The sequence below is a fragment of the Streptomyces sp. NPDC058308 genome, from assembly GCF_042880275.1.
GTDB lineage: Bacteria > Actinomycetota > Actinomycetes > Streptomycetales > Streptomycetaceae > Streptomyces.
The window spans coordinates 31811-42772 of the sequence record NZ_JBHVZA010000050.1 but is presented as its reverse complement, the minus strand read 5'-3'; the positions used below and the strand labels follow the sequence as shown (position 1 = coordinate 42772).

General features: G+C 68.4%; 10 protein-coding genes. 2 read left to right on the top strand and 8 right to left on the bottom strand.

From position 1 onward, the window contains the following. Positions 1–422 precede the first annotated feature (422 nt). The 3 genes from ACFVYL_RS36565 to thyX form a co-directional block, all read right to left on the bottom strand. Positions 423–2108, bottom strand: coding sequence for a ribonuclease J (locus ACFVYL_RS36565; protein WP_389724190.1), 1686 nt, complete (start codon positions 2106–2108; stop codon positions 423–425). A gap of 149 nt (positions 2109–2257) precedes the next feature. Further along, complete coding sequence (dapA, locus tag ACFVYL_RS36560) at positions 2258–3157, bottom strand: 4-hydroxy-tetrahydrodipicolinate synthase (protein ID WP_389724187.1); 900 nt, start codon at positions 3155–3157, stop codon at positions 2258–2260. A gap of 190 nt (positions 3158–3347) precedes the next feature. Further along, entirely contained in the window at positions 3348–4088 is a 741-nt protein-coding gene (gene thyX, locus ACFVYL_RS36555; RefSeq protein WP_389724184.1) for an FAD-dependent thymidylate synthase, read from the bottom strand. Positions 4089–4287: 199 nt separating this feature from the next. Between thyX and ACFVYL_RS36550 the strand changes: the two genes are divergently transcribed. Both ACFVYL_RS36550 and ACFVYL_RS36545 read left to right on the top strand, forming a co-directional pair. Continuing rightward, the gene (locus ACFVYL_RS36550; protein ID WP_389724181.1) at positions 4288–4527 is read left to right on the top strand and encodes a hypothetical protein; all 240 of its coding nucleotides are present in this window, start codon (positions 4288–4290) and stop codon (positions 4525–4527) included. A gap of 124 nt (positions 4528–4651) precedes the next feature. Beyond that, complete coding sequence (locus ACFVYL_RS36545; RefSeq protein ID WP_389724178.1) at positions 4652–5218, top strand: hypothetical protein; 567 nt, start codon at positions 4652–4654, stop codon at positions 5216–5218. A 23-nt stretch (positions 5219–5241) separates the two neighbouring features. On the opposite strand, the gene ACFVYL_RS36540 is transcribed toward ACFVYL_RS36545, so the two are convergent. From ACFVYL_RS36540 to rpsO, 5 genes are all read right to left on the bottom strand, one after another. After that, a complete protein-coding gene (locus tag ACFVYL_RS36540) occupies positions 5242–5694 on the bottom strand; it encodes a hypothetical protein (RefSeq protein ID WP_389724175.1) in 453 nt (150 codons plus the stop codon). A gap of 19 nt (positions 5695–5713) precedes the next feature. After that, the gene (dapB, locus tag ACFVYL_RS36535) at positions 5714–6466 is read right to left on the bottom strand and encodes a 4-hydroxy-tetrahydrodipicolinate reductase (RefSeq protein ID WP_389724172.1); all 753 of its coding nucleotides are present in this window, start codon (positions 6464–6466) and stop codon (positions 5714–5716) included. A gap of 37 nt (positions 6467–6503) precedes the next feature. Continuing rightward, complete coding sequence (locus ACFVYL_RS36530; protein ID WP_361720968.1) at positions 6504–7883, bottom strand: pitrilysin family protein; 1380 nt, start codon at positions 7881–7883, stop codon at positions 6504–6506. Beyond that, positions 7880–10096, bottom strand: coding sequence for a polyribonucleotide nucleotidyltransferase (locus ACFVYL_RS36525; protein ID WP_389724168.1), 2217 nt, complete (start codon positions 10094–10096; stop codon positions 7880–7882). The genes ACFVYL_RS36530 and ACFVYL_RS36525 overlap by 4 nt, the downstream gene beginning before the upstream one ends. 411 nt (positions 10097–10507) lie before the next feature. Further along, entirely contained in the window at positions 10508–10795 is a 288-nt protein-coding gene (rpsO, locus tag ACFVYL_RS36520) for a 30S ribosomal protein S15 (protein ID WP_030363216.1), read from the bottom strand. Positions 10796–10962 lie beyond the last annotated feature (167 nt).

Sequence of the window (10962 nt, the reverse complement as noted above, 5' to 3'; positions counted from 1 at the left end):
AGCAAGTCGGGGTATCAACATATCTGGCGTTGACTTTTGGCACGCTGTTGAGTTCTCAAGGAACGGACGCTTCCTTTGTACTCACCCGCAGAACATTGTCTGGGGTTTTCCTCCGGGCGCTTCCCTTCGGTGTTTCTTTTTGTTCTTCGTTCTTGCGTTTCCGACTCTATCAGACTCTTTCGTGTCCGACTTCCTCGGCGCCTTTCCGGTTCCCGCTCCGGCCTTTCGGCTTTCGCGTTTCCCTTTCCGGCGGCTCCGACTTTATCAGAAGTTCTGAGTCGGAATTCCCGCCCCGTTCGGGTCGGTCCCAGGCACGTGAGTGCTCGGGGCTTCCCTCGCTGGCGGAGCCGTAAACCTAACGGAGCGGGGCGCCCCGATGCAAATCGAGGCGCCCCGCTCCGGAGCTCGCGCAGTCGAGAGGGTCAGACCTCGACGACCACGGGCAGGATCATCGGACGTCGGCGGTAGTTGTCCGAGACCCATTTGCCCAGCGTGCGGCGGATGAGCTGCTGCAGCTGGTGGGGTTCGACGACGCCGTCCTGGGCCGACTTGTCCAGGACTTCCTGGACCCGGGGCATGACGGCATTGAACGCCGAGTCGTCGATGCCGGAGCCGCGCGCCTGAATGATCGGGCCGCTGGTGATCTTGCCGGTGCTGGAGTCCACCACTACGAAGACCGAGATGATGCCCTCGTCGCCGAGGATCTTGCGGTCCTTCAGGGCGGGCTCGCCGACGTCGCCCACGGAGAGTCCGTCCACATAGACGTATCCCGCCTGCACCTTGCCGACGATCTTCGCCTTGCCCTCGACGAGGTCGACGACGACGCCGTCCTCGGCGATCACGATGCGGTCGTGCGGGACGCCGGTGAGGGCGCCGAGCTCGGCGTTGGCACGCAGGTGGCGCCATTCACCGTGGACCGGCATCAGGTTCTTGGGCTTGCAGATGTTGTAGAAGTACAGCAGCTCGCCGGCCGAGGCGTGGCCGGAGACGTGTACCTTCGCGTTGCCCTTGTGGACGACGTTGGCGCCCCAGCGGGTCAGACCGTTGATCACGCGGTAGACCGCGTTCTCGTTGCCCGGGATGAGCGACGACGCCAGGATCACGGTGTCGCCCTGGACGATCCGGATCTGGTGGTCGCGGTTGGCCATGCGGGAGAGCGCGGCCATCGGCTCGCCCTGCGAACCCGTGCAGACCAGGACGACCTCGCTGTCCGGCAGGTCGTCGAGCGTCTTCACGTCGACGACGAGGCCCGGCGGGACGCGCAGGTAACCGAGGTCGCGGGCGATGCCCATGTTGCGGACCATCGAGCGGCCCACGAAGGCGACCCTGCGGCCGTACTCGTGTGCGGCGTCCAGGATCTGCTGGATGCGGTGCACATGGCTGGCGAAGCTCGCGACGATGATCCGCTTCTGGGCGCCGGCGAAGACGCCGCGGATCACGTTCGAGATGTCGCGCTCGGGCGGAACGAAGCCCGGGACCTCGGCGTTCGTGGAGTCGGAGAGGAGGAGGTCGATGCCCTCCTCGCTCAGCCGCGCGAACGCGTGCAGGTCGGTCAGGCGGCCGTCCATAGGGAGCTGGTCCATCTTGAAGTCGCCGGTGGCGACGACCATGCCCGCGGGGGTGCGGATGGCGACGGCCAGGGCGTCCGGGATGGAGTGGTTGACCGCGACGAACTCGCAGTCGAAGGGGCCGAGCGCCTCGCGGTCGCCCTCGACGACCTCCAGCGTGTACGGCCGGATGCGGTGCTCCTGGAGCTTCGCCTCGATGAGGGCCAGCGTCAGCTTGGAGCCGATCAGCGGGATGTCCGGCTTCTCGCGCAGAAGATAGGGGACGCCGCCGATGTGGTCCTCGTGGCCGTGCGTGAGCACGATGCCCTCGATGTCGTCGAGGCGGTCCCTGATGGACGTGAAGTCCGGCAGAATCAGGTCGATTCCGGGCTGCTCCTCCTCGGGGAAGAGCACGCCGCAGTCGACGATCAACAGACGACCGTTGAACTCGAAGACGGTCATGTTGCGGCCGATCTCGCCGAGGCCGCCGAGCGGGGTGACCCGCAGGCCGCCCTTCGGGAGCTTCGGCGGAGCGCCGAGTTCAGGATGCGGATGACTCAAAAGACTCTCCTCACCACGCGCGCCACGTACCTCCGGGGCACGTGGCGCGCATGACGTTCGTGCATGAGCAGTTGTTGTGTGGGGTGCGGGCCACCGACAGCTCGTGTCGCGCCCGCGGTGTCTCGCTTATTCAGTTGTGAAGTCTGTGGTTACAGCTGTACCCCGCCGGCGGCGAGATCGATCTTGAGCTGGTGCGTCTCCTCGGGCGACAGCTCCACCATCGGCAGGCGGAGCGGGCCCGCGGGGCGCCCTTGAAGGGCCAGCGCCGCCTTGGTCGTGATCACGCCCTGGGTGCGGAACATGCCGGTGAAGACCGGGAGGAGCTTCTGGTGGATCTCCGTGGCTTTCTGCACGTCGCCCGAGAGGTGTGCCTCGAGCATCGCGCGCAGTTCCGGGGTGACGACGTGGCCGACGACGGAGACGAAGCCGCACGCGCCGACGGACAGGAGCGGCAGGTTCAGCATGTCGTCGCCGGAGTACCAGGCCAGGTCCGAGCGGGCGATGGCCCAGCTGGCGCGGCCGAGGTCACCCTTGGCGTCCTTGTTGGCGACGATCCGCGGGTGCTCGGCGAGGCGGACGATCGTCTCGGTGTTGATCGGTACGCCGCTGCGGCCCGGGATGTCGTAGAGCATGACCGGCAGCTCGGTGCTGTCGGCGATCGCCGTGAAGTGCCGGAACAGGCCCTCCTGAGGGGGCTTGTTGTAGTACGGCGTGACGGTCAGGAGGCCGTGGGCGCCGGCCTGCTCGGCTGCGCGGGCGAGCTCGACGCTGTGGCGGGTGTCGTTCGTGCCGACGCCCGCGACGATGTGGGCGCGGTCTCCGACGGCGTCCAGTACGGCTCGTACGAGATCGTTTTTCTCCGCGTCACTGACGGTCGGGGACTCACCGGTGGTGCCGTTGATGACGAGGCCGTCATTGCCTGCGTCCACCAGGTGGGCGGCGAGCTGCTGCGCGCCGTCGAGGTCAAGTGCGCCGTCCGCCGTGAAGGGCGTGACCATGGCGGTGAGGACCCTCCCGAAGGGGGTCTGCGGAGTGGAGGTCGGAGCCATGGGTAACACGCTACTCGCTGCTCAGCGCGGGGTCGCCCCTCGGGGGATGTGTGCGGACCTGACAAGTGTGGAGCCCGGCACTGCCTGCTCGGGGGTTCAAGCAGTGCCGGGTCCGTTTGATCAGGCTAGATGAACTTCACGAAGTGCCGCAATACGGACACTTCGCTCGGCGCACCCGCACATCAGTGCCTTACGGCGCCACACGTCCGTTCTTGTTGAAGGCCGCATGGGTGAGAGGCATCAGTTCCGCCCACTGCTGCTCCATCAGCTCGCCGACCATCTCGATCTCGCGCTGCGGGAACGAGGGGACCTTCGCGAGCTCGTGCTGCGTGCGCAGGCCGAGGAAGTGCATCAGCGAACGGGCGTTGCACGTCGCGTACATCGAGGAGAAGAGGCCTACGGGGAGCACCGCGCGGGCGACCTCGCGGGCGACGCCGGCGGCCAGCATCTCCTGGTACGCCTCGTACGCCTGGCGGTAGGAGTCCTCCATGACGCGGCCCGTGAGCTCCTGCTGGGCCTGGGTGCCCTCGACGAAGACGTACTTGCCGGGGCGGCCTTCCTGGACGAGCTTGCGGGACTCCCCGGGGACGTAGAAGACGGGCTGCAGCTCCCTGTACCTGCCCGATTCCTCGTTGTACGACCAGCCGACGCGGTGCCGCATGAACTCGCGGAAGACGAAGATGGGGGCGCTGATGAAGAACGTCATCGAGTTGTGCTCGAAGGGGCTGCCGTGGCGGTCCCGCATCAAGTAGTTGATCAGGCCCTTGGAGCGCTCCGGGTCCTTCTGGAGCTCTTCGAGGGACTGCTCGCCCGCCGTGGAGACTCGGGCGGCCCACAGGACGTCGGAGTCGGTGGCGGCATGCTTCACCAGCTCGACGGTGACCTCGCTGCGGAAGCTGGGCTTGAGGTCTTCGGTGGGGGTCTCGCTCACTGGCGGGGTCCTTCCAGGTGCATCACTCGGGCGGCGTCCACTCTATGGCCCGGCACTGACAATCGGCCGTTCGGTGACTCGCCGCGATGTTCTTCGACTAATTTGCCGAAACAGGGCACCTTTTGGGCGATTCACGCGTCTATCCAAGTAACAGAGTTCACAGAGCTCCGTTCGAGACCCGTGAGGAGAAGCGCACCCCATGTTCCGTCGGCGAGAGCCCGTCCCGTTCGCCTTCATCGCCGAAGCCGAGAAGTTCCGCAGTAACGTCACTCCCCCGCCCCGAGAGCGCGCGTCGGCCAGCCAGATCATGGGCCGCACGCTCATCGGCCTGACCGTGGTGGCCGGACTGGTGGGATCCCTGCTCTTCGGGATGCCCGCGATGTCGGCCGACCAGTCACCCGCGCACCACCAGCAGTCCGAGGCCTCTGAGGGACGCTGACCGGAGCGCGTATCTTCCCCCGTCCGGCCCCGACTCGTCCGGACCCCCAAGGGTGGTAGCAGGGGACACGGCTCGATAGCCTCACCGGGCACAGCCCATGTGTGGATTGAGTGAGGATCAGCCCGTGCCCCTGCCCTTCCTGACCGCGGACCACGCCTTCGACGACGTGGCGGACGACGCCGCGCTGCCCTTCGACGACCGCGATCAGTGGCGGCGGCCCTACCGCCCCGGCCCCTGGCGGGTCGGGGCTTCCGCGCTCCTGCTGCTGCTCGCCTCGTTCGTCCTCTTCGCCGCGGTGATCATCGCGTTCACGGGCTCCCTCGCGGGCGCCGCGGTCTGCGCGGGCCTCGCCGTCCTCGTCATCGTCGCCTCCCTGCGGCTGCTGCGCATGGGCACCTGGGTGAGCGCCCACGGGCTGCGCAGGGTCGGTTTCCTGACCACGCAGACGGTCGCCTGGGCGCAGGTGTCGGCCGTGCGGACCGCGCAGCAGCCGGTGCGCTGGCTGGGGCTGCCCCGGACGGTGCAGGGGCAGGCGCTCATCCTCGTACGCCGTGATCAGGGGGCGCAGGGTGGCGGGCCGCAGGCGTTGCTGACCGACCGGAACGCCGACTTCCTGACGCGGCACGAGGCGTTCAACCGCGCGGCCGACTCCATCGAGGTGTGGGCCGACGAGTACCGGCCCACCGCCTGAAACGCCTCCAGAGCCCTAGGACCCTAGACGTTCACCGGCCTGCCCGCGTGCAGGGCGATGGCCCGCTGCATGGCCCTCCGCGCGCGGGGGGTGTCCCGGGCGTCGTGGTAGGCGACGGCCAGCCGGAACCAGCAGCGCCAGTCGTCCGGCGAGTCCTCGGTCTCGGCCTTGCGCCGGGCGAAGACCTCGTCGGCCGAGTCGCGGTCGATACGGCCGCCGGGGGTCCGCTTCAACTCGTCCACGGGCAGGCCGCCTTCGGCCTCCAGCTCGGCGGCGAGGCGGTTGGCGCGCTGGACGAACTGCGTGTTCTTCCAGAGGAACCAGACGCCGATGACCGGCAGGATCAGCACCGCGACACCGAAGGTGACGGTGAGCACGGTGCCGTGCTGTATCAGGAGCACGCCGCGGCTGCCGACCAGGACGAAGTAGACGACCAGGACGGCAGCCGTGACGGCGTAAGTGATCTTCGCTCGCATGGTGGGTTCGTTTCCCGGGTCAGCCGAGGTCCAGGAAGTGTTCCAGGCCGAACGTCAGGCCCGGCGTGCTCACCACGCGGCGCGCGCCGAGCAGGATGCCCGGCATGAAGCTGCTGTGGTGCAGCGAGTCGTGGCGCACGGTCAGGGTCTCGCCCTCGCCGCCGAGCAGGACCTCCTGGTGGGCGAGGAGGCCGCGCAGGCGCACGGAGTGCACCGGTACGCCGTCGACGTCCGCGCCGCGGGCACCGTCCAGGGCCGTCGTCGTGGCGTCGGGCTGCGGGGCGCTGCCCGCCTCCCGACGGGCCTCGGCGATGAGCTGGGCGGTGCGCGTGGCGGTGCCGCTGGGGGCGTCCGCCTTGTTCGGGTGGTGCAGCTCGACGACCTCGACGGACTCGAAGTAGGGCGCCGCGATCTGCGCGAACTTCATCGTGAGGACCGCGCCGATGGAGAAGTTCGGGGCGATGAGCACGCCCGTCTCCGGGGACGCCGCGAGCGACGTGCGCAGCCGCGCGAGGCGCTCGTCGGTCCAGCCCGTCGTACCGACGACGGCGTGGATGCCGTGCCGTACGCAGAAGTCGAGGTTGGCCATCACCGAGTCGGGGTTGGTCAGCTCGACCGCGACCTGGGCGCCGGCGTCCGCCAGCGACTCCAGCTTGTCGCCGCGGCCGAGTGCGGCGACCAGCTCCATGTCCTCGGCGGCCTCGACGGCCTTCACGGCCTCGGAGCCGATGCGGCCCCTGGCGCCGATGACCGCCACGCGCAGCTTGCTCATGTCCTTCAATCCTTACGGGAGTTGGGCCCTCACGCGGCTATGCGACCGCTTCGTGGAGGCGGGCCGCCTGCTTGTCCTTGAGCGGGCCGATGGCCGACAGGGACGGGCGGTGGCCGAGCACGTCGCGGGCCACTTCGCGCACCTCGTCGGGGGTGACCGCGGAGATCCTGGCCAGCATGTCGTCGACCGACATGTGCTCGCCCCAGCAGAGCTCGCTCTTGCCGATGCGGTTCATCAGGGCGCCGGTGTCCTCCAGGCCGAGGACGGTGGAGCCCGCGAGCTGGCCGATGGCACGGCCGATCTCGTCGTCGCTCAGTCCGTGCTGCGCGACCTGGTCGAGCTCGTCGCGGCAGATCTTCAGGACGTCGTGCACCTGACTGGGGCGGCAGCCCGCGTACACCCCGAAGAGACCGGTGTCGGCGAAACCGGACGTGTACGAGTACACGCTGTAGGCCAGGCCGCGCTTCTCGCGGACCTCCTGGAAGAGGCGGGACGACATGCCGCCGCCGAGGGCGGTGTTCAGGACGCCGAGGGCCCAGCGGCGCTCGTCGGTGCGGGCCAGGCCCGGCATGCCGAGGATGACGTGGGCCTGCTCGGTCTTGCGGTTGACGACCTCGACGCGGCCCGCCGTGCGCAGGGCGCGGGAGCCCTGGCGCGGGACCATCGGGGTCGCGTCGGTGCGGTGGAGCGCGCCGGCCTTCTCGAAGGCGGCGCGGACCTGGCGTACGACCTTGTTGTGGTCCACGTTGCCCGCGGCCGCGACCACCAGGTGGGTCGGGTCGTAGTGCTTCTTGTAGAAGCGGCGGATGCGGTCGGCGTTGAGGGCGTTGATCGTGTCGACCGTGCCGAGGACCGGGCGGCCGAGGGGCGTGTCGCCGAGCATCGTGTGCGCGAACAGGTCGTGCACGCAGTCGCCCGGGTCGTCCTCGGTCATCGCGATCTCTTCGAGGATGACGCCGCGCTCGGCGTCGACGTCCTCCTGGAGGATGAGGGAGCCCGTCAGCATGTCGCAGACGACGTCGATGGCAAGGGGCAGGTCGGTGTCGAGCACGCGCGCGTAGTAGCACGTGTACTCCTTCGCCGTGAAGGCGTTCATCTCGCCGCCGACCGCGTCGAGCGCGGCCGAGATGTCGAGGGCGCTGCGCTTCTTGGTGCCCTTGAAGAGGAGGTGCTCGAGGTAGTGCGTGGCGCCGTTCAGGGACGGGGTCTCGTCGCGGGAGCCGACGTTGGCCCAGATGCCGAAGGTCGCCGAGCGCACGGAGGGCAGGGTCTCCGTGACGACGCGCAGGCCGCCGGGGAGGGTCGTCCTGCGGACGGTGCCGATGCCGTGCTCGCCCTTGATCAGGGTTTGGGTACGGGCGACGGCCCGCGCCTCCGAAGAGGTGCGGGCCGTCGTCGTGGTGCTACGCGACGTCACTTGTCGGTGTCGTCCTTCTTGTCGTCGTCCTCTTCACCCTCGATGACGGGGATGAGGGACAGCTTGCCGCGGGAGTCGATCTCGGCGATCTCGACCTGGACCTTCTGGCCCACGCCGACGACGTCCTCGACGTTCTCCACGCGCTTGCCGCCGGCGAGCTTGCGGATCTGCGAGATGTGCAGCAGACCGTCCTTGCCCGGCATGAGCGAGACGAACGCGCCGAAGGTCGTCGTCTTCACGACGGTGCCCAGGTAGCGCTCGCCGACCTCCGGCATGGTCGGGTTGGCGATGCCGTTGATCGTGGCGCGGGCGGCCTCGGCCTGCGAGCCCTGCTGGGCACCGATGTAGATGGTGCCGTCGTCCTCGATCGTGATGTCGGCGCCGGTGTCCTCCTGGATCTGGTTGATCATCTTGCCCTTCGGGCCGATGACCTCACCGATCTTGTCCACCGGGATCTTGACCGTGATGATGCGCGGCGCGTTCGGGGACATCTCGTCCGGAACGTCGATCGCCTCGTTCATCACGTCGAGGATGTGCAGACGCGCGTCACGGGCCTGCTTCAGCGCGGCGGCCAGGACCGAGGCGGGGATGCCGTCGAGCTTGGTGTCGAGCTGGAGCGCGGTCACGAACTGCTTCGTACCGGCGACCTTGAAGTCCATGTCGCCGAACGCGTCCTCCGCACCGAGGATGTCGGTGAGGGCGACGTAGTGCGTCTGGCCGTCGATCTCCTGGGAGATCAGACCCATGGCGATACCGGCGACGGCGGCCTTCAGCGGCACACCGGCGTTAAGCAGCGACATCGTCGAGGCGCAGACCGAGCCCATGGACGTCGAGCCGTTGGAACCGAGGGCCTCGGAGACCTGACGGATCGCGTACGGGAAGTCCTCGCGCGAGGGCAGCACCGGCACGATCGCGCGCTCGGCGAGCGCGCCGTGGCCGATCTCGCGGCGCTTGGGCGAACCGACGCGGCCGGTCTCGCCGACCGAGTACGGCGGGAAGTTGTAGTTGTGCATGTAGCGCTTGCGCGTCACCGGGGAGAGGGTGTCGAGCTGCTGCTCCATGCGGAGCATGTTGAGGGTGGTGACGCCCAGGATCTGGGTCTCGCCACGCTCGAACAGCGCCGAACCGTGCACGCGCGGGATGGCCTCGACCTCGGCGGCGAGCGTACGGATGTCCGTGACGCCACGGCCGTCGATGCGGACCTTGTCCTTGATGACGCGCTCGCGGACCAGCTTCTTGGTCAGCGCGCGGTAGGCACCGGAGATCTCCTTCTCGCGGCCCTCGAAGGCCGGGAGGAGCTTCTCGGCCGCGATCTCCTTGATGCGGTCGAGCTCCGTCTCGCGCTCCTGCTTGGCGGCGATGGTGAGCGCCTGGGCGAGCTCGGTCTTGACCGCGGCGGTCAGGGCCTCGAGGACGTCGTCCTCGTAGTCCAGGAAGACCGGGAACTCGCCGGTGGGCTTGGCGGCCTTGGCGGCGAGGTCCGACTGGGCCTTGCAGAGCGCCTTGATGAAGGGCTTCGCGGCTTCCAGACCGGCGGCGACGACCTCTTCGGTCGGGGCCTCGGCGCCGTCCTGCACCAGCTGGATGGTCTTCTCGGTGGCCTCGGCCTCGACCATCATGATCGCGACGTCGCCGTCGTCGAGGACGCGACCGGCGACGACCATGTCGAAGACGGCGTCCTCGAGCTCGGTGTGCGTCGGGAAGGCGACCCACTGGCCCTTGATGAGCGCCACGCGCGTGCCGCCGATCGGGCCCGAGAAGGGCAGGCCGGCCAGCTGCGTGGAGCAGGAGGCGGCGTTGATCGCGACCACGTCGTACAGGTGGTCGGGGTTGAGCGCCATGATCGTTTCGACGATCTGGATCTCGTTGCGCAGGCCCTTCTTGAAGGAAGGACGCAGCGGGCGGTCGATCAGGCGGCAGGTCAGGATCGCGTCCTCGGAGGGGCGGCCCTCACGACGGAAGAACGAACCGGGGATCTTGCCGGCGGCGTACTGCCGCTCCTCGACGTCCACCGTCAGGGGGAAGAAGTCGAGGTTCTCCTTGGGCCGCTTGGAAGCGGTGGTGGCCGACAGCACCATGGTGTCGTCGTCCAGGTACGCGACGGCGGAGCCTGCGGCCTGCTTGGCCAGGCGGCCCGTCTCGAAGCGGATGGTGCGGGTGCCGAACGTGCCGTTGTCAATGACGGCCTCGGCGTAGTGGGTCTCGTTCTCCACTGTTCTCCTACGTGTCTACGTTTCGTCTTCTCGCCCCTGGGCCCGTGTGGCCCGGGAACGGCGTCCCGTCTGTCCTTGGCGGACCTCGTCCCGCGCGGACCGGCCCTTGCTGGGCCTGTCCGGCGTGGACCGGGACTGTGTGGAGAAGCGCGCCATCTGTGCGGGCCGGTCTTCGATCGAAGCTCCCGGGATGTCCCGGGGGCCACTACCGAGGACCGGCGGCGGCTGGGTGCGCCTCTCCCTCGTCGGGTGGTGCGTTGCGCTGTCGCGCCCCGAGGGTGTCGTAATCCCTACCCACGGGGACGCGTGTACATCACCAGACTACAAAGCGTCGGTGACAGCGCGCATGTACGGCAAAGGGAGCGGTCCCCTTCGATTGCTTCGAGTGGGAACCGCTCCCTTCACGACGTCTTACTTCGCGCCCGCCGCACCGCGGCGGATGCCCAGACGGTCAACCAGGGCACGGAAGCGCTGGATGTCCTTCTTGGCCAGGTACTGCAGCAGACGGCGGCGCTGACCGACCAGGATGAGCAGACCACGACGGCTGTGGTGGTCGTGCTTGTGGGTCTTGAGGTGCTCGGTCAGGTCCGAGATACGGCGAGAGAGCAGCGCCACCTGAACCTCGGGGGAGCCGGTGTCGCCCTCCTTCTGGCCGAACTCGGTCATGATCTGCTTCTTCGTAGCGGCGTCGAGCGACACGCGTACTCCTCGTGATGTCTTCGAGTGCCTCCGAGTGCCCCTGGTCTACGTCTCAGGGGGGCTTCCGTGACTCGGGAGGCCGGGATGGGCCGTCGGGCGCTTCCTTCAGGTTCTCCGAGTGGAGGTCCGGGGGAGCGTAGACATGCGGCCGTTACACAGGTTACCAG